At 45.4% G+C, this 18,578-nt stretch carries 21 protein-coding genes; 13 read left to right on the forward strand and 8 right to left on the reverse strand.

Annotated elements, in window-relative coordinates; translation table 11 throughout:
• Nucleotides 1–50 precede the first annotated feature (50 nt).
• Genes MHH57_RS10900 through MHH57_RS10910 form a run of 3 tightly spaced genes read right to left on the reverse strand, consistent with a single transcriptional unit; the run spans nt 51 to nt 3,166 of the window.
• On the reverse strand, nt 51–1,160 hold the full coding sequence (locus MHH57_RS10900) for a CobW family GTP-binding protein (protein ID WP_049817075.1): 1,110 nt from the start codon (nt 1,158–1,160) through the stop codon (nt 51–53).
• A gap of 18 nt (nt 1,161–1,178) precedes the next feature.
• The gene (locus MHH57_RS10905) at nt 1,179–2,156 is read right to left on the reverse strand and encodes a TIGR03943 family protein (RefSeq protein WP_029519156.1); all 978 of its coding nucleotides are present in this window, start codon (nt 2,154–2,156) and stop codon (nt 1,179–1,181) included.
• 8 nt (nt 2,157–2,164) lie between these two features.
• Nucleotides 2,165–3,166: a permease gene (locus MHH57_RS10910; protein ID WP_029519157.1), complete on the reverse strand. Its 1,002-nt coding sequence runs from the start codon at nt 3,164–3,166 to the stop codon at nt 2,165–2,167.
• Between the two features lie 235 nt (nt 3,167–3,401).
• Here MHH57_RS10910 and MHH57_RS10915 point away from each other — a divergent pair, with 235 nt between their 5' ends.
• The 12 genes from MHH57_RS10915 to MHH57_RS10970 all read left to right on the forward strand — a co-directional run bounded on the left by MHH57_RS10915 (nt 3,402) and on the right by MHH57_RS10970 (nt 12,610).
• On the forward strand, nt 3,402–4,472 hold the full coding sequence (locus tag MHH57_RS10915) for a CobW family GTP-binding protein (protein WP_029519158.1): 1,071 nt from the start codon (nt 3,402–3,404) through the stop codon (nt 4,470–4,472).
• Nucleotides 4,469–5,593 carry an iron ABC transporter permease gene (locus MHH57_RS10920; RefSeq protein ID WP_029519159.1) on the forward strand — a complete coding sequence of 375 codons (1,125 nt, stop codon included), beginning with the start codon at nt 4,469–4,471 and terminating at the stop codon, nt 5,591–5,593. Before MHH57_RS10915 ends, MHH57_RS10920 begins: the two co-directional genes overlap by 4 nt.
• Nucleotides 5,590–6,378 carry an ABC transporter ATP-binding protein gene (locus tag MHH57_RS10925; RefSeq protein WP_029519160.1) on the forward strand — a complete coding sequence of 263 codons (789 nt, stop codon included), beginning with the start codon at nt 5,590–5,592 and terminating at the stop codon, nt 6,376–6,378. The genes MHH57_RS10920 and MHH57_RS10925 overlap by 4 nt, the downstream gene beginning before the upstream one ends.
• A gap of 64 nt (nt 6,379–6,442) precedes the next feature.
• Nucleotides 6,443–7,465, forward strand: a complete 1,023-nt coding sequence (locus MHH57_RS10930) for an ABC transporter substrate-binding protein (RefSeq protein ID WP_342435081.1) — start codon at nt 6,443–6,445, stop codon at nt 7,463–7,465.
• Between the two features lie 217 nt (nt 7,466–7,682).
• Complete coding sequence (locus MHH57_RS10935) at nt 7,683–8,390, forward strand: metal ABC transporter ATP-binding protein (RefSeq protein WP_039273487.1); 708 nt, start codon at nt 7,683–7,685, stop codon at nt 8,388–8,390.
• The gene (locus MHH57_RS10940) at nt 8,336–9,184 is read left to right on the forward strand and encodes a metal ABC transporter permease (RefSeq protein WP_029519163.1); all 849 of its coding nucleotides are present in this window, start codon (nt 8,336–8,338) and stop codon (nt 9,182–9,184) included. The genes MHH57_RS10935 and MHH57_RS10940 overlap by 55 nt, the downstream gene beginning before the upstream one ends.
• 54 nt (nt 9,185–9,238) lie before the next feature.
• The gene (locus MHH57_RS10945) at nt 9,239–10,228 is read left to right on the forward strand and encodes a metal ABC transporter substrate-binding protein (RefSeq protein ID WP_342435082.1); all 990 of its coding nucleotides are present in this window, start codon (nt 9,239–9,241) and stop codon (nt 10,226–10,228) included.
• A gap of 332 nt (nt 10,229–10,560) precedes the next feature.
• Complete coding sequence (locus MHH57_RS10950) at nt 10,561–10,923, forward strand: response regulator (RefSeq protein ID WP_029519165.1); 363 nt, start codon at nt 10,561–10,563, stop codon at nt 10,921–10,923.
• An 85-nt stretch (nt 10,924–11,008) separates the two neighbouring features.
• Nucleotides 11,009–11,497 (forward strand): hypothetical protein, encoded by a 489-nt coding sequence (locus MHH57_RS10955; protein WP_029519166.1) that lies wholly within the window; start codon nt 11,009–11,011, stop codon nt 11,495–11,497.
• 104 nt (nt 11,498–11,601) lie between these two features.
• The gene (locus tag MHH57_RS10960) at nt 11,602–11,796 is read left to right on the forward strand and encodes a hypothetical protein (protein ID WP_013310131.1); all 195 of its coding nucleotides are present in this window, start codon (nt 11,602–11,604) and stop codon (nt 11,794–11,796) included.
• A 12-nt stretch (nt 11,797–11,808) separates the two neighbouring features.
• Nucleotides 11,809–12,144: a YolD-like family protein gene (locus tag MHH57_RS10965; RefSeq protein ID WP_029519167.1), complete on the forward strand. Its 336-nt coding sequence runs from the start codon at nt 11,809–11,811 to the stop codon at nt 12,142–12,144.
• 124 nt (nt 12,145–12,268) lie between these two features.
• Nucleotides 12,269–12,610: a cupin domain-containing protein gene (locus MHH57_RS10970; RefSeq protein WP_069010190.1), complete on the forward strand. Its 342-nt coding sequence runs from the start codon at nt 12,269–12,271 to the stop codon at nt 12,608–12,610.
• A 61-nt stretch (nt 12,611–12,671) separates the two neighbouring features.
• Here the strand turns inward: MHH57_RS10970 and MHH57_RS10975 are convergent, their stop codons facing one another.
• The 5 genes from MHH57_RS10975 to MHH57_RS10995 all read right to left on the reverse strand — a co-directional run bounded on the left by MHH57_RS10975 (nt 12,672) and on the right by MHH57_RS10995 (nt 16,539).
• A complete protein-coding gene (locus MHH57_RS10975) occupies nt 12,672–13,541 on the reverse strand; it encodes an aminoglycoside 6-adenylyltransferase (RefSeq protein ID WP_342435083.1) in 870 nt (289 codons plus the stop codon).
• A 352-nt stretch (nt 13,542–13,893) separates the two neighbouring features.
• Nucleotides 13,894–14,124 (reverse strand): hypothetical protein, encoded by a 231-nt coding sequence (locus MHH57_RS10980; protein WP_029519170.1) that lies wholly within the window; start codon nt 14,122–14,124, stop codon nt 13,894–13,896.
• Between the two features lie 37 nt (nt 14,125–14,161).
• Nucleotides 14,162–14,995, reverse strand: coding sequence for a class I SAM-dependent methyltransferase (locus MHH57_RS10985; RefSeq protein WP_342435084.1), 834 nt, complete (start codon nt 14,993–14,995; stop codon nt 14,162–14,164).
• A 154-nt stretch (nt 14,996–15,149) separates the two neighbouring features.
• Nucleotides 15,150–16,031, reverse strand: coding sequence for an Hsp33 family molecular chaperone HslO (gene hslO, locus MHH57_RS10990; RefSeq protein WP_039275256.1), 882 nt, complete (start codon nt 16,029–16,031; stop codon nt 15,150–15,152).
• Nucleotides 16,032–16,062: 31 nt separating this feature from the next.
• Nucleotides 16,063–16,539 carry an Rrf2 family transcriptional regulator gene (locus MHH57_RS10995; RefSeq protein WP_080658677.1) on the reverse strand — a complete coding sequence of 159 codons (477 nt, stop codon included), beginning with the start codon at nt 16,537–16,539 and terminating at the stop codon, nt 16,063–16,065.
• Nucleotides 16,540–16,783: 244 nt separating this feature from the next.
• Between MHH57_RS10995 and MHH57_RS11000 the strand changes: the two genes are divergently transcribed.
• Nucleotides 16,784–17,797 carry an LLM class flavin-dependent oxidoreductase gene (locus MHH57_RS11000; protein WP_029519174.1) on the forward strand — a complete coding sequence of 338 codons (1,014 nt, stop codon included), beginning with the start codon at nt 16,784–16,786 and terminating at the stop codon, nt 17,795–17,797.
• The last annotated feature ends 781 nt before the right edge of the window (nt 17,798–18,578 follow it).

The following is an 18,578-nucleotide window of genomic DNA, read 5'->3' on the forward strand; positions in this document are numbered from 1 at the left end:
AACCTCCTGCATCTGCAGGAGGTTTTTTTGTCTTAATTTAGACCTGTTATTTATAGCGAAATGAAGCACTGTTCCCATTGGTCGGTAATGGATGCTTTGTCGAGCTGCTCCCCAATGAGCGTGACATATCCCTGACTCACGGGAAGTGCAGTAGGCTGCCACTCCAAGTGATTTCCTGAAAATTGCAAAAGCATTGTCCCTTCCTGAGGAAGCACGCAATAACCTTTCGCTCGAAGCAGAGAGGAGCCTAGCCCTGTCAGAAAGCGCTCCAATCGTTGTTTTTCGAGTGGCTGAGGAGAATATTGATGCAGCGTTAAGCTCTCCAAATGGGAAAACGAGTGGGTCTGGTTGGGATCGTGGCTGTGGCTATGACTGTGTGCAGAAATAACTTTGAACGGCGTACTTATAGAGGTAATACTGGGTCGTCCGGAACTTTTGACGGGAATGGGGACAGACAGTGCATCTGCATCAGTGGGCTGGACCTGTGCAGGTGCTGGTTGAGGTGTCTGTACAGGTTTCGCGGCAACGGATGTGGAGGCCAGAACAGGCTCTAGCAGTGGTTCAAGGTCAACCCGGCTATATTCAGTAGTTTGCAGCTTGGCCGTATCGTTGAGCTTGCGGATGCTTTTGACGACCTTCGTCACTTCACGGCTGCTTGCTGCATCCGTCTTGTTCACCACAATGAAGTCTGCGGTGCGCAGTTGTCCGTGCAGGGTGCGAACCAGTTCTTTATCAGCCGTAAAACGGCTATTGTATTCATGGAACAGCTCAGCATCCACAACACTGATGCTGTGAACCAGATAAAGCTGATCTGCCAGTAGAGGGGAGCGAAGCTCCTCCAGTACTTGTTCGGGGTTGGCTACCCCGGTGGTCTCCATGAAGATCAGATCTGGCTCCTGGCTGAGCAGGGTATGCAAAGCCCCTGCCAGTTCATTTCTTTTGCTGCAACAAATGCAGCCTTCTAGCAATCCTTCTACTGTTACGTCAGGCATTTCCTCTGAAATTATAGCGCTGTCTACATTATATTCACCCATTTCGTTCATTAAAACAACAGCACGAAGGGGAATTTGGCGGGTATGGGCTAACAGGCGCAAAAGCAGTGTTGTTTTGCCGCTTCCAAGAAAACCACTGATTAAAATAACAGGAACTTTGTTCATCATTTTTCCTCCTTGGCGGGGTTAGTGTGTTGTGTTCAAGCGATCAAAGGTAGCTACCGAGTCTGCTTGGGTATAGACATAAGGGGATTCTGGCTGCTCGACAGCGGTTATTTTTTCGGATCGAATTTCAAGTACGGGAGCGTTTCCCTTTTGTGCGGTATGCAGTGTTCCTTCAATGGTCACCCAGGTATCCTTGTCAAAGGACGGGGCTTTCTGGGATTGGACGATGATCCCGAAGGGCATGGCATCGGCAGTACAGCACATGACGAGGAATCTTCCTACTGCAAAAAGCCCTTTACCCGGCAGATTGTCGTCTTTATACACAAAGCCAGTCACCTGTACTTTTTTTCCTTCAAAAGCTTGTTTATATAATTCAATGGCTCCAATAGTTTCGGAAAAAATCTCTGGCTTGATCTGTATGATAGGTTGCTGATACAGGCGTTTCGCCAGTTCGGCGAATTCCACATTGTACTTATCAGGCGGAACGAACAGCTTATCCAGCGTTTCCTGACTCCATTTCCCCTCTGGAGGGGGCGAAGTGGGGACAGAAGATGCAGTTGATAAAAGGGAGGAGGTGGATGCTTTCGTGGTCTGTGTATCTGTTTTCCGTCGGATGTCCGGGTTGGGATACGTGAAGGACATGCCTTTTTTGGCGGCCATATCACTACCAAGTGCCTGATTGGGCAGCAAAGAACCGAATAGGAGCGGAATGAGCAGCATTCCATATACGAGTGTTTTTTTGAACCAGCTTTGCGGCAACGGGTGCTCACAATCACATACATCCTCACCGTCCCGCCCCCCAACGATTCCGTGCCATGCCATCGCCAATGCGATGAACAAGAGGGGTACAGGACAGAGTAGGAGTAGCTTTTGCATATGGGGAGCTAGGTAGTAATGAAGTGCATTCGTGCGGCTTAATGAGATGATGTATACAGCCAATCCGATCATGAGCAAGGAGCGAATGCCATATTGCCAGCGGATGCTAAAGGTTGAATTCACGTTTGTATTCACCTCCCCAATAACCATTCAGCAGCTATAGAACCCACTAGAACAAGTGAAACAATGAGCAAGGCCAGGATGGCGACAAATTTGGTGCGGAAGGTGCTTAGTAGCATGAGCGTGCCTTTGAAATCTAGCATCGGACCAAGTACAAGAAAGGCCGCCAGTGGACCCAGTGTAAAGGTATGTGAAAAAGCAGTGGCTACAAAGGCATCAGAGGTGGAACACAGCGACAGTATGTAGGCAAAACCCATCATAAAGGCGTACGATCCGACCGTTCCTTCACTTAACGAAAGCATCTCATTACGTGGGATGAAGGTTTGGATGCAGGCTGTCAATAATGCGCCGATAATGAGATATTTACTCATGTCCAAAAACTCGTCCCCAGCATGTACAAAAAATCCCCGCCATGTGCGATTATGCCGATGAGTCTGATTGTTCTGCTTTTGCTGGTTAAAAGAGAGTAACGACCGTTTGAGCGGATGTACTCGCACAAAGGCATACACGATCAGTCCGATGATCGCGGAAACGGTAAAAGCCAAACCCGTTCGAACGGCAGTGACCTCGGGATGGGAAGGGAAAGCCATCATCGTCGCAGCCAGTACCACGGGATTGATAATGGGCCCGCTTAAAATAAAAGTGATACCCATATAGGCAGGCATTCCCTTGAGCATTAATTGGCGAACGACAGGGATCATGCCGCATTCACAGATGGGAAACAGTATACCTAGTAAGGAGGCCAGCAGGACACCCGGTACAGGATGTGCAGGCGCTATTTTGCGAATCCATGTCTCCGGTACAAGCCACTGCAAAAGGGATGAGACGAGCACACCGATAAGGAGAAACGGAACAGCTTCCAGAAAAATACCCATAAATACCGTTTTTAATGGCTGCAGCTGCCCCACATCTAACAAACGAAGCCACTGGGGAGATAGCGTGACAAGCACAGGGATGAGAAAGGCAAACGGAATCATAAAAGGCAGCATCTTCAACAGCGTACTGTTTTTCATTCCACGTCTCCTTGGGAATAAGGGTTCTTATCTACAGCCTATGCCTGTAAGGGGACAATCATGCCCGCCGGATTGTGTGTGAATCACCTCCCTATATTGACAAATCTGAGCATGCTCATATATATTTATACTCATTAATAGTAATTATTACGATTAAAATCCGATAAATGATTGCAAGAAGGAAATTTTTAAGGTACGATCCATATTAAATGTTGCAAAGACAAGGAGGGGTTATATGATACCGATTGTTGTTTTATCCGGTTTTTTGGGTAGCGGTAAAACCACTCTTCTTCAGCATGCGCTGGCTTACTACAAGGAAAAGGGTCTCAAGCCAGCCATTTTGATGAATGAGTTGGGTGATGTTAATCTGGACGGTAGTTTGGTGAATGGACAAGCACCCATGAAGGAAATGCTCAGTGGCTGTATATGCTGTACCATTCGCGGGGACTTGGGCGTCGAGCTCATGAATCTTGCTGAGGAATATAAGCCGGACGTGATTATTGTAGAATGTACCGGAGTGGCTAACCCGATGGAGATTGTAGATGCAGTGACAGACGCCTCAATTTATTCTACTATGATATTACAATCCGTTATCACGGTCATAGACGCGCGTCAATTTTTGGATTTTGCCTCGGGGAACGAGAGAAGCAAATCGCTTCGTTTGATGCAGGATCAGCTTCGATGCGCTTCCAAACTGATTATTAACAAGACCGATTTATTGGCTGCGGGCGAGTTACAGAAAGTACAGGCCCTCGTAAAAGAGTTAAATCCATATGTTTTGACTGTGAGCACGCAACGAAGTGACGTGGACGCTGGAATTTTTTTCTCCACTCAAGGAGAGGAGCGTATGGATGTTTCGCGACATAAGGAATCCGCAGTTGATATTGAGAGTGAACATCCTCATTTGGAAAATCATCTGCACACGTATGACCATGATGACCATACAGATCATCAGTCTCATGACCATGACCACGAACACGAACATGGGGAGCATTATCATTCCTACGACCATGTAGTTGTTCACACGCATTTTTTTGGACAACCTGTGCCACGCTACGAGTTTGAACAGTTGTTCCGCAGTTTGCCAGCTGAAATTTATCGGGCCAAAGGAATTGTGCGGTTTCTGGAATCAGAGGGTCAGATGATGTTTCAATTTGCCTATCGGGAGCTGGAAATCATTCCGATCCGCCCGCAAAAGCCAGTGAACGATGTAGCGGTTGTCATGGGTGAGAATTTCTCTGCTTCCGAGATCGAGGAACAATTGAGAAAGCTGGAAGCGGCCGAAAAGCCATTGAGTAATTCATGACTTCGAGAACGAGTCACCTTAATCCATCAAGACCTAATCCATCACAACATCATTCTCGTGCACACCTAGCGGGCAAGCCTACTTGGGGATTTACAACAATTCTGCTGCTGACTGCTGGGCTGTTGCTTTCGGTCACACTCGCGGTCATGCTGGGCCCTGTAGCTGTCGCACCGGGGACGATATGGCGAATTGCACTGTCCCATCTTCCCTGGCTGGACCAGTGGATACCCGTGACATGGACCAAGCCTGAGCAATATATCGTTTGGGAAATCCGCTTTCCACGCGTGTTGTTAGGTGTCATCGTAGGAGCAGGACTAGCTGTTACAGGGGCGACTATACAGGCATTAATTCGTAATTCGTTAGCGGATCCCTATATTTTAGGTGTCTCGTCTGGGGCTTCGGTGACAGCCACATTGGTAATTGTGTTCGGAGCTTTCGGGTTTTTAGGACGACTTGCGCTGCCTTTATCTGCTTTTATAGGATCGTTAGCTGCAATGCTTATGGTGTTCGCGTTAGCCCGTGTAGCTGGGAGCATATCGACGACCCGCTTATTGCTGGCAGGGGTGGCGGTGTCTATGATGCTGTCGGCTGTGACTAGCTTTATCGTGACGATGGCCCCGAATGAAAAAGGCATTCGTGACGCGATGTATTGGATGATGGGAAGTCTGGCAGGTGCTCAATGGGACACGCTTTTCATTCCAAGCCTTATTGTAGTCGTTGGAACGGCTGTGCTTCTGACCCGATACCGGTCGCTGAATGCTTTGCTAACGGGTGAAGAGACCGCAGTAACGCTTGGTGTGAACGTACAGGCGTTCCGCGTATTACTGGTTGTGGTGGCGTCTCTTTTAACCGGGGCAGTCGTATCCGTTAGTGGCTCGATTGGCTTTGTCGGACTAATGATTCCGCACATCGTTAGGCTGGTAGTGGGATCAGATCATCGGCGTGTACTGCCCGTCAGCCTGTTGGCGGGAGCTATTTTTGTCGTGTGGGCTGATGTATGTGCCCGGCTTGTGCTGGCTCCACAGGAGCTACCGATTGGTATTGTGACGGCTGTGTGCGGAGGACCTTTTTTTGTGTGGCTGCTGCGTCGTAGTTCCTACTCGTTTGGAGGCGAAAAATGAATATAGAAGTCGAATGCGTGACCTTCAGTATTCACGACAAACGGCTGATCGACGGCATCTGTCTCCAGGTAAAAGCAGGGGAGCTAGTCGGATTGATCGGTCCGAATGGCAGCGGGAAATCAACGTTGCTCAAAAATATGTATCGTGTGCTAAAGCCTGATAGTGGTGTAGTTACGTTGGATGGCCAGGATATGCTGCGGATGAAGTATAAAGAGACGGCCCGACAAATGGCAGTGGTGAGTCAGGATGCGCCGCAAACGTTTGATTTCTCAGTACGGGACATCGTCCTGATGGGTCGCCATCCGCATAAGAAACTGTTGGAAGCAGATACTGTCGTCGATCATGAACTGGTCGAGCAGGCGCTGGAGCGGGTAGGCATGAATGCTCAGGCAGATCAGGGCTTTGCCACCTTGTCTGGCGGCGAAAAGCAACGGGTATTGATCGCCAGAGCTTTGGCCGGGCAGGCGAAATTTCTTGTTTTGGATGAGCCGACGAATCATCTGGACATCCGGTATCAGCTGCAAATTCTGGATTTGGTCAAAACACTTCGGATAACTACGCTAGCTGCACTGCATGATTTGAATTTAGCGGCATTTTATTGTGATCGAATGTATGTATTAAAAGAAGGCAAAGTGGTAGCCTCCGGCATAACAGAGGATGTGCTTCAGCCAGACCTGCTGTGGAGTGTATTCGGGGTCGAGACAGAAATCTGCATTCATCCAAAAACCGGAAAGCCGAATATTACCTTCTTACCGGATTCTCTCAGGAGAGGAGGCCATCCATGATGTTAACAGAAAAGGCGATACGATGAGGTAAGAATAACTACAAATAAAAGAGGAGACGGTACATATGAAAAGATATAGCAGGCCCGCGTTACCGCTGGTTATGCTCGCTTTGGCAATGATGCTGTTGTTATCAGCCTGTGCAGCAGGAAACACGGCCCAAACAAGCGATCCATCCGCAAACGGGCAGCAACCTGCCGCATCCCAATCAGCAACCAAGGAGACGTCGGTAGAGCTTGAGAACATGGGCGTTAAAATGGCATTTCCCGAGGCGCCTAAACGCGCGGTTACACTGAACCAGCACGCGACTGAGGTTATGCTGGCTCTTGGACTGGAATCCTCTATGGTAGGAACTGCGTATTTGGATGATCAGATTTTGCCAAAATATAAGGCTCAATATGACAAAATCCCGGTACTGGCCGAACAATATCCGTCCAAAGAGGTGTTTATGGCCGCTGCACCGGATTTTGCCTATGCGGGCTGGAAGAGTGCCTTTAATGATAAAAATCTGGGTTCCCGTGAGGAGCTAGCCAAACAAGGGGTGCTGACCTATATACAGGAGTCCTCAAATAAGTCGGGCCCCACATTAGAAGATGTATATCAGGATATACTAAATATTGGGCGTATTTTTAGGGTTGAGGAGCGTGCAGAAAAGCTGGTAAATGAAATGCGTGAACAAGTGCAGTCCATTCTGACTCAAATTGGTGTTGTTGAACAGGCACCCAAGGTGTTTGTTTATGACAGCGGAGAAGACAAGCCCTTTACGGCTGCCAACAATTATCTAACGTCTTTGATTGAAAGTGTGAAGGCGAAAAATATTTTTGATGATATCGACAAAAGTTTTACTGAGGTAAGCTGGGAAGAGGTTGTGAACCGTAATCCTGACGTCATTGTCATTCTCGACTATGGAGATACTTCACGGGCGGATAAAGAGAAGCTACTCCTGAGCAAGCCTGCATTAGCTGGTGTGGAAGCGATCAAAAATAAACGCTTTATAGTCCTGCCATTATCCGCGGCGGCTGAAGGCGTGCGTGCACCAATTGCACTGAAAACCTTGGCTGCAGGCTTGTACCCGGACAAAGTGAAGTAAACAAACAAAAGAGTTGCCAAAACATTGACGAACCTTGCCTAAACTGTTAAACTTGCTAATGCGTAAAGGTTACGTTTATCAAACGCTTATTTTTTTATCACCAAATCGTAATAATTACGGTAGATGGTTTAATGATCATAAACGACCTGGAGAATCTGCGCAAAGGATGATTGCTCAGATGGCTCCAGGCTTTTTAAAGGAAAAGGAGATTTGCGTCATGTTATTGGCCTCATTGGAACAGGTCACATTTGGCTACGGAGATGTTCCTAACTTGGTGGATGCCAATGTTGAAATTTTTTCGGGAGAATTTGTAGCCATTACCGGACCGAATGGTGCTTCCAAGTCAACCATGCTCAAACTGTTGCTCGGCTTGCTTCAGCCTTGGAAGGGCAAGGTGTTCATGTCTAATCGTACAGGTGAAGGCAAAAAGCTCGTTGTTGGATTTGTATCCCAACAAATTGCCGCCTTCAATGGCGGATTTCCAAGTACGATTTTGGAATTTGTCCGTTCAGGAAGATATACTCATGGCTCTTGGTTACGCCGTATGCGGTCTGAGGATCATGATCTGACGGAGCAGGCGCTGCGTCAGGTAGGCATGTGGGATTTGCGTCACCGTAAAATCGGCGAATTGTCCGGTGGACAGAAGCAGCGTATTTGTGTGGCAAGAGCGCTCGCTCAGGAATCGGATTTGCTCATTTTGGATGAGCCTACGACCGGAATGGATCAGGAAAGCCGCTACCACTTCTACGATCTGATGAATCAACAGGTTAAGGAATATGGAAGAACCGTGGTCATGGTGACCCATGGACTATCGGAAGTGCAACATTATCTGGATCGAATTATTGAGCTTGAGAGGAAGGAAGATGGCGGATGGAAATGTTGCACTACGACTTCATGCAGCGGGCATTTTGTGCCGGTGGGGTAATTGCACTGCTGGCCTCGGTGCTTGGAGTATACTTGATGCTACGGCGTCAGGCTCTCATGGCGGACATGCTATCGCATGTATCGCTGGCAGGGGTGGCAGCAGGTGCCTATTTAGGCATTAACCCGACGATAACCGGATTTATTGTTGCCGTAATCGGCGCGATTATCGTTGAGTACGTCCGCAGGTCTTATAAAACATATAGTGAGATATCTGTGGCTATTATTATGGTAGGTGGCCTCTCGACGGCCGTTATTTTAATGAATCTGAATCAGAGCATCAACAAAGGATTTTCCGCTTATTTATTTGGTTCGGTAGTAGCTGTCAATCAGACAGAGCTGATGTTGATGATCGTTGTGGCTGTGATCGGAGGTATTTTCTTTTTCGTGTTTCGGCGCCCTTTGTATCAGATTACTTTTGATGAAGAAACGGCGAAGACCAACGGTCTTCCTGTCAAGTCCATCTCATTTGCATTTAGTATTTTAACAGGGATGATTGTAGCTGCTGCAATGCCGATTGTCGGTGTGCTGCTTGTCTCCTCACTCATCGTGCTCCCTGCAGCGCTGGCGATTCGAATTGCACCGAGCTTCGCGGCAGCCATCTGGATATCTATGGTCACTGCATTGATCGGCGTATTTATGGGTTTAACGGCATCGTATGAACTTAGTACACCCCCAGGGGGGACAATTGCCATGGTGCTGTTATTATTCCTGATTGTAGGAGCTGGTATACAAAAGCTGGTCCGCAAGCTGGGCAAGCAACAGGCTTCGCGACGGCAGAATGCGGCAGGTCAGTGAGTGTAATTACAGTGAGAATAACTAAAAAATCTAACGGATAAAGGAGTAATGAATATGAATACATGGTTCAAAAAATCATTTGTATTGTCTGCGGGACTAGCACTTATTTTGTCTGGCTGCGGAGCCAAATCTGATAATACAGCTACAAACGCTTCCCAAACCGAGCCGAATGCGGCACAAGCAGCAGACAAGCTGAATGTGGTCACCACTTTTTATCCAATGTATGAATTTACCAAGCAAGTTGCTGGAGACCATGCTAACGTAACCGCGTTGATTCCAGCTGGTGCCGAGCCGCATGACTGGGAACCGAGCGCCAAAGATATGGCACAGGTAAAGGATGCTGACGTGTTTGTTTATAACGGTATCGTCGAAGGCTGGGCAGAACAGGCTTTGAGTAGCGCGTCCAACGATAAGCGTGTTGTAGTTGAAGCGAGCAAAGGGTTAAACCTGATGGAAGGCACCGCTGAGGAGGAAGAAGGAGAAGAAGCACATGCAGAGGAAGGCCATGATCACGATCATGTGATGGACCCTCATGTATGGCTTAATCCAGTCTTGGCCCAAAAAGAAGTGGAGTCCATTGAAGCAGGGCTTGTAGCAGCCGATCCAGCAAACAAAGCTGATTATGAGAAAAACGCTGATGCTTATATCGCCAAGCTGAAAGAGCTGGATACCGAGTTCAAAACAGGTCTGAAAGATGTAAAACGTAAAGACTTTATTACGCAGCATGCTGCTTTTGGTTATTTAGCTAAGCAATATGGTCTGACCCAAGTACCCATTGCCGGATTATCTCCAGAGCAAGAGCCTACACCGGACAAGCTGGCGGGTATTATCAAATTCGCTAAAGAAAATAATGTTAAAACGATTTTCTTCGAAACTCTTGTTGATCCGAAGGTCGCTGAGACCGTAGCTACTGAAATCGGTTCAAAAACCGATGTACTGAATCCGCTCGAAGGATTGACGGATGAAGACAAACAGAAGAACCTGGATTACCTTGGTGTGATGAAAAACAATCTGGAGGCTTTGAAAAAAGCTCTGAATGAATAAGAAATGCTAAACGAATAAGTTTATAAACTGACGTCGGAATGATACCGACGTCAGTTTTTTTATAACTATCCAAGAAGATTGTGCTTTTATGGCTAGTGCTCAAGATACAGTAGATATATAGTCCTTTGTAATTTGCTTTTCAGAAATGATTTACGTCATTGTGAAACGTTTTTTTGAAAACTAATTCTGTAGTAGCTAGTTTCAAATTTCTTTTATAATTCATTGGTAGCGTTTTTATTTTTACAGATTCTTTCTATTAATTTTACCAGTTTTTTCACCGATATTGAAGTTTGGGCGTGCATATCATTTGACAACGGATTGGAGAGATTAATTTGGCAGCAGTTATAGTAGTGGATGATTCTTTGTTTATGCGTTCTGTACTTAAAGATATTCTTTTGGATTTAGGTCACGCTGTTATTGCGGAAGCAGAAAACGGGTATGATGCTGTTTTGAAATACGCACACTTTCGTCCCGATTTAATCACCATGGATATTAATATGCCTAAGATGGACGGGCTTGAGGCTGTTAAAAAGATCATAGAACTTGATCCCCAAGCCAACATTTTGATGTGTTCTGCTTTGGGGCAGCAGGAAGCGATTATAAAAGCATTTCAGGCAGGTGCAAAAGACTTTATTGTTAAGCCATTTGAGATGGAAAGGGTCGTGAATGCAGTCACAAAATTGCTTGATAGTTAATGAATCAAGATTTTTAATACATAATTATTGAACATGTAGAAGCAGGAATTCCATGCTTATTTTCACGAATATGGAGATGAATAGAATGAGCAATCGAGTGTTGTCTCAAAAAGTATTTATAGACGAACTGATCGCTACGATCAAGAAAGGAGGGCTTGTCCCTGTAAATTATGAACAACTCGTCAGCGAACAAAGAGAAAGAATGGATGCTCTTAACAATGAACTCACCCTTCGAATTGAGGGATTAGAGACAGATTTGATCTCTGCTTCGACATATTCCATTCCTTTTGCCAATGGCGAAATTATGTTTCTTGCTCGCTATATTGTACTCATTGGGGATCATACCGAGGGATACTTTGTGTTCTATCGAGCAGAAGACTGTGAAAGCCCAGAGGAATATCAGTTTTTAACAAGCTCTTATCAACTTCCCCATTTATTACTTGAATTATCTCTTTCTTTAAAAGAACATGGTACTAATGAGCCGCTTGATATTCTCACTTATTGGAATGGCCCTGTCCATCCTCTGAAAGATTTGAATAAAGAAGATATTAAGCTATCCACTTATGAATTTTAATTCCCTTGAGAGAGTCAAATCCCTCAGGGGATTTTTTTACATTGATAATCAAACGCATGTTCGCATATAATACAAACAAACGTTCTGATAAGGAGTGAAGGATCATGTTGGAAAAATACGTGGGGCAGATCGTGGAAATCGTGTATTTGGATCGGAAGGGCAAACTGTCTCATCGGCGTATCGAGGTGCATCGTGTGCAGAATGGCTTGATACGAGCCACCTGTTTACAGACAGGCCAGCCACGTGTTTTTCGATTAGATCATGTATTGGCATGGCATCCGGTAACCAGAACAGCATAGGAGGGGCTTACGATGGGGAAAAAGCTTGAAGGAAATGGCATATGGGAAAGCTCGCGCATGATTTTGCCTGAGCATCGGGAGGCATATTTAAGACTGATGAAGGAGCAAGGTAGGCGCGGCAAACCGACACTGGACGATCAGGAAATGCAGCAGATTGAACAGGCCATCATCGTATCCTATAACGAACGTAAGCCTATTACGCTAAAAGTGTTCAATCCATTTGATGATGAGGAGCTGCGTGGACTGGTCACGGTGATTAATACAAGTCGGCGAGAAGTGAAGCTGTCCCGTGGGGAAGAGGATTTTAGCTGGATTAAGTTGGAGGAAATTATCGAGGCGGATATATAAAAAACAGTCTGACTAAGTCGGAGTGCTTTTTACATTTGTCCCGCCGTTTTTTTAATAATAAGATTGTAGCTCTATGAATTCATATTTAAAATAAAACTGTAATTGCAAAAAGGAGGAGTTCAATATGAAAATAAGTAAAAATAATGCTGAACATTATATATGGGGAGATCAATGTGATGGTTGGCGCTTAGTGAAAAATAAGGATTTGAGTATTATTCATGAGCGGATGCCCGGAAATACTCATGAGGTCAGACATTATCATCATCATGCACGCCAATTTTTCTTTATTTTATCAGGTACAGCGGTACTTGAAGTGGATGGTGAACAAATCCAATTAGGATCTCAGGAAGGGTGTGAGGTTCCTCCTATGGTACCCCATCAAATGTTTAATGAAACGAATGAGGATGTTGAATTTTTGGTTATCTCTCAGCCTGCGAGCAGAGGTGACCGGGTTCTGACCGAATAACTTAGAGTATAAAAATAAAACCAGCCTAGCACATATAAATTAAGTGCCGACTGGTTTTTTATCAATAAATGTCCTTAGCATCTGCTGGGAGAGCTTTTACGCGATGGAGATAGTTCGTAACACGTTGATCGTCCAGAGTCGGATATTCGTAACCATAATGGTTCGCTACTTCCAAGGCAACTTCTCTAAATAAATTTCCCATGATCAAAAGAGACTGCCACATATGTTCATAATCTGCATCCGCAAACGTTTGGATGTAGAGCGTCCAAAGTTCAGGCTCAAGATGGTTCTCGAAATATTTTCCCTGTTTACCCGGATCTGCAGTGAAGTCTGTTCGTATACCAATATGCCATTCCAGCATCAAGTGAAGCGCATCCCTTACAGGCCGATCTAGCATAAATTTGGCATAGGGCAGCTCCTGTCGCCATAATCCTTTAGCTACATAAGTACTGACCCACCAGAACTCGTTGCAGGAATTCGCATAGACTTGGGCAGTTGGAGGTATCGTCTTATAATCTTGAAGACTTGGCGGTAGGAAAGGCTCCACCAGTCCATCTTTATCCAGCAGCAGTACACTTAAGCTGTCTCGGGTCCAATTGGCGATGTTATTCGCAGGGTAGAGTGTAAGATCTATGCGATTGCCGTCCGTAAATAACATGAGAAAAACAAAGCGATCATGGGGCGTCGAAGTAGGTTCCATATGCTCATCGGGCGTCTGCATAATGATCAATTCACCAAAATGGTTGATCCAGCGACGTTCCTGAATAAAGCTGTCAATGGAAGATACGAGAAAGACGATATCAAAATCCTGAAAAACGTCTCGTGGAGCATGTGGATTAGCGCGTGAACCATTCATAATCACGGCACGCACCCGTTCGTCCTCTTGAGCAAATTGGAGAATGGTATGCAGCATCTCTTGTTCACTTCTCACTATAATTGTCTCCACAAGCGATATCGAAAGGAAAAAAACGTAGATAAGACAGCAGTAGAAATAATGGCCACCAGTTCAAGGATCATCAAGAAAAACGACCTCCTGTAAGTTCAGTTTATCTGGAAAAAGTCTCCTGTACTTACAATAGCCTATACACAGAAGCTACTCAACTGTACTGCCAAGGCCCTGAAGTAACTTTATTTTTCGTTTTGGTTTCATCATATATTTCTATTTAGTTTTGGTCATATAGGGGTGATTCCAAATAAGTCCCTTTCATTTTCGCGATCTACGAAAATACTGAGCATGTATACAGAATTAAGACCTTTATCTAATACACTGGATTTTCTTAATTTCATTTCAGCAAGAGCATTGAGGTACTTTGAATTTCATTTTTGTCTTTTACCAATTGGTCTGTATAGTCTGGCGATTTACTAATGAGAATAGTATTAATCTTGGCTGTATCCATGCGATCCAAAACGACTTTTCTAAAAGAGGTATCCAGATTTACGATATAAACCATTCCGATTATAGCTGCGATCAGAATGATTGCAGACTTAACGATGTAACGATTACGTCTTCTCATAGGCTATATCTCTCCATAGTTGTAGAGTTGATGAGCTTCAAGGCTTGATACCGACTGCAAGCATATGCGGGCTCATACCGATCACAGATTCCTGCTCTTCAACCTGCTGTGCTATATCCAGCAAACGGCTACGATGGGAAGGGATCGCCCACTTCTTTTCAAATCCGGGTGCAATCCAGCCGGGTCCTTCCACGCCCAGTACACGAGGCTTCGGCAATCCAGCCGCCTGCCAGTCTGCACGCAAGGCATCCGGTGTATGAAAGTAGGACCGTGTGATAAAAGAGGGATAGGCCGCCGGTCGTACATGCTGACCATCTGTCAGCTCCTGTCTAACCATATTCATGAACTCATCTTCCTCCACAATGGTATTGCGCTCGTCGTACACCGATAGTCCCCACAGTAGCGAGCCAAACCTGGAAATAGCTGAAGTAATCAGCGTTCCGCCCTTCTTTAAGACACGCGCCGCTTCTTGTAGTGCTTTTACTCGTTCCTTCTGTTCCGTTAAATGATATAAAGGTCCCATCAATAGCACGATGTCCGCGCTTTCATCTTTACGATGAAGATTTCTGGCATCCGCGGTTTCCAGCTTACTGATGATGGGGTTATTCAGTCGCTGCTGACGAGCGAATTCAATGGCTTGGGAAGATAGATCAAATAGATGAACTTCGTATCCCAGCTCCGCCAGCCACGAAGAATAGACCCCTACACCGCCGCCGATATCGTAAATAACATGAGTAGACTCGCTGAGATAACGTGAAATGATTTCTTTTGATCTTTCCAGTTCTATTTTTCCTATGCCTCGCTCTAACCTGCCTATTTCTGCACCGCCATCATAATAAGCCAGAATTTCATGCGTATCATTTTCAAACATAGCGCACCTCATCTCAGGTGATTGGAATAATATAACATTATCACTTACATCATGAACAAGTCTACCGTATTTAGGACAAAGAAATCGTCGGAAGCATTGGGAAAGAAAAAGCTGTTCCCCAGTAGCTAGACCTACTTTTTGGGAACAGCCCATATTAAATAATGTTCGTTTCCAGCATCCCTTCGAGATCTTCTTTGGTGAGATGGTAGTGTGCATTACAAAAGTGGCAATGAGCTTCAGCTTGTCCATCGGTATGGATCATATCTTCTATTTCCTTATTCCCTAAGCTGATAATGGCATTGGTAACACGCTCTTCTGAGCAGGGACAATGAAATTGTACAGGCATGGTTTCCAGTATGTTCAGGTTGCTTTCTCCCAAAATCTGACCCAGAATCTGCTCCGGCGTAAGACCTTCCATGACCATTGCGGAGATGCTTGGAATGCTCTCAATGCGTCTCTCGATAAAACTGATAACTTCCTCCTGCGTATCTGGCATCAGCTGAATAATGAAACCTCCAGCCGCCTGAATAGAGTTATCCGGGTTAACAATAACTCCCGCTCCTACAGAAGAAGGGATTTGTTCGGATTGGACGAGATAAGATGTGAAATCCTCGCCCAACTCACCCGATATGAGAGGGACTTGTCCAACAAACGGGTGTTTTAAGCCGATATCTTTGGATACAATGAGCGCTCCATCTGTTCCTACAGCTCTGGCGACATCTAATTTCCCTATCTGATTAAGCTCGAAATGGGTTTGTGGATTTTTTACATAACCCCTAACTTCACCTTTGGAGTTGGTATCGACAAGAATAGTGCCGATAGGTCCGCCACCGTTGATTCTGATCGTCAGTTTATCCTCATCTTTAAGCATGGCTCCCAGCATGACGCCGACCGTCATAGAACGTCCCAATGCAGCCGATGCTGTGGGCCAGGTATAATGACGCCGTTGGGCTTCACTTACCGTTTCCGTTGTTCTCACGGCATAAGCCCGTACCTGATTATTGTAGGCAAGAGCTTTTACTAAGTAATCGTTCATGTTCATGTTCCTCTCTGATAATTAGTGTTCTTTACAAGACCATTTTTTCCTGAATCCAGTTCTCCAAAGAAGTAATTTTGGCATCATATCCTTCTTTAAAAAAGTCAGCGGATAGTGACGCGATGGTTTCCCTTTTCAGAACGGCCTTCCAGGAGGCTTCCGCTTCTTCCATCAAATTTGTCAGTAAACAACACTGATCGTCTTTCTTTAATTCAAGCATTTCGTTGTATATACCACTGGAAGAATAAAGGGTTTGTTGTCCCTCAATCGCTAGGTAAATATCAAATACCCGTATATCCTCAGGTTTTTTCTTTAATTTGAACCCGCCCTTGACACCAGGTACAGAAGTAATCAAATCGGAGCTAACCAATTTTCGTAACAGTTTATGAAAATAAGTAGGTGAAGCACCTAACTGCTGGCTAATGGCCTCCCCAGGTAAAACAGCTTTGTCCGGCAGCATCGTGAGTAGAAGAAGAGCGTAGACAGATTGTTCGACACCTGTTTTCATATGCACTAGCAATCACCTCAATATTTATAACCAGGCTAATGTGGATAACCATTATCCACATATTTGCATAATAGATGAGCTTATCATAAAAGTAAACTGATTTTTGATAAAAACTAAAAATTTAAATCATTTGCAATTCATAACGGGACACATTATTATAATTGACGTATCAATTGATAGGTCAAAGAATTAAGGCGTTGAGGGAAATACGTATAATAATATTTTGACAGGGGGTTTATATATAATGACTACGCGGAACGTTGCACTATCTATATTAGATCTTGCACCTGTCATTGAAGGCGGCACTCCTGCCGATTCCTTCCGCGACACGGTGGATCTTGCCCAGCATGCAGAACAATGGGGGTACCATCGGTACTGGCTAACGGAGCATCATAACATGCAGGCAGTTGCTAGTGCAGCTACGTCCGTGATTATCGGGCATGTAGCTGCACATACAAACAAGATTCGGGTCGGTTCAGGCGGTATTATGCTGGCGAACCATGCTCCACTCATGATTGCGGAGCAGTTTGGAACATTAGAGTCGCTCTATCCGGGACGAATTGATCTGGGACTTGGCCGTGCTCCAGGCACGGATCAACCCGCGATGAGGGCACTGCGGCGAGGGCTTCATAGTACTGGGGAAGATTTCCCCGAGCAATTGAATGAGCTGCGTTCTTACCTGAATCCAGCGCTAAGCGGAGCAGTTCCGGGAGTAAGAGCGGTTCCTGGAGAAGGGCTGGACATTCCCATCTGGTTACTGGGATCAAGCGGATTCAGCGCACAGCTGGCAGGTCAGCTTGGGTTGCCGTTCGCGTTCGCCAGCCACTTTGCCCCGGCTCATTTGCTACAGGCTTTAGAGTTGTATCATCGCAATTTTCGACCATCTAAAGCACTGGATAAGCCCTATGTGATGGTCGGTGTTAATGTGCTTGTTGCAGATTCTGATGAGGAAGCGAAAAGGCTCTTTACATCACAAGAACAACAGTTTCTAAATGTGCTGCGCGGGCACAGCGGAGGACTGAAGCCACCAGTTGATGACATGGAGAAACTCTGGAGTGAGCAGGAAAAGGAGGCGGTTCGTGGTAATATGCTGGGGTATTCAGCCATTGGCAGTCCTGACACCGTCAAGCAAAAGATAGATTGGATTATAGACCAGACTAGAGCCAATGAGCTGATTACAACCTCTCAGGTATATGACCATCAAGCGCGCCTGCGCTCGTATGAGCTGCTAGCCAAAGTAATGCGAACAGACGATTAGTTGGTCAAACCATAAGGCCGTGCTGAAAAAGGTTCTCATAACCTGATCTGGCATGGCCTTATTATATTTTAAAGCTTATATTTACGAATCAAATAGGTTGGGGTCCAGCTCCACGCGTGACAGTAGCTGTTGATTAGATAGCTGCCGTAGTTTGAAAAGGCTTTGTTATGGGGATCGTACAACTCTCAGAACGTGTCCGCTCCATTCTGATGGGAGGCATACTGCTTTACCTGCAGGGATGTTATAAAGCCACCCTTCAAAAACCAGTGAGAAGACGATTTGGAAAACTGCGGGACTAGGTAAGCTAAAAGACTTAGAAATCCCCACAATTTGTAAGAATTTCTCCATTTGGAGGGTTGCGAAAATGTTGGAAAAGCGAGTCTATTCAGACATGGAATGTTGTTGTAACATAAAGTTACGCACCTTTCTTGTTGGCATGGTTGATTTGACACTTCCATGATACCAAACAAGTAAGGTGTTTTTTGTCAATACGGAAAAATTTATTCGATTTTTCCTTACTCACTCAAGGGGTTAGGCTGATTTTCTAGGTGCGAAAGTTGAGTTAATAATTTGTTAGATATGATTGTTTGTTTACCCACAAAATTTAGACATTTATTCAGTCAATCGGTCCGATCAAACCTCAACCTAATCAGCGGATATGACGGTGCTTGGAATTCGTGTATTCGCAGCCGTTGTTCATCACAAAAAATTATTGTTCAAAAGTTTGGTGGGATGAATTGAGCTAAAGAATTATATGATGAATGGTGAGAGTGGCGGCCGG

Origin of the sequence: Paenibacillus sp. FSL H7-0442, assembly GCF_038593105.1 — a bacterium.
Lineage (GTDB): Bacteria > Bacillota > Bacilli > Paenibacillales > Paenibacillaceae > Paenibacillus > Paenibacillus polymyxa_D.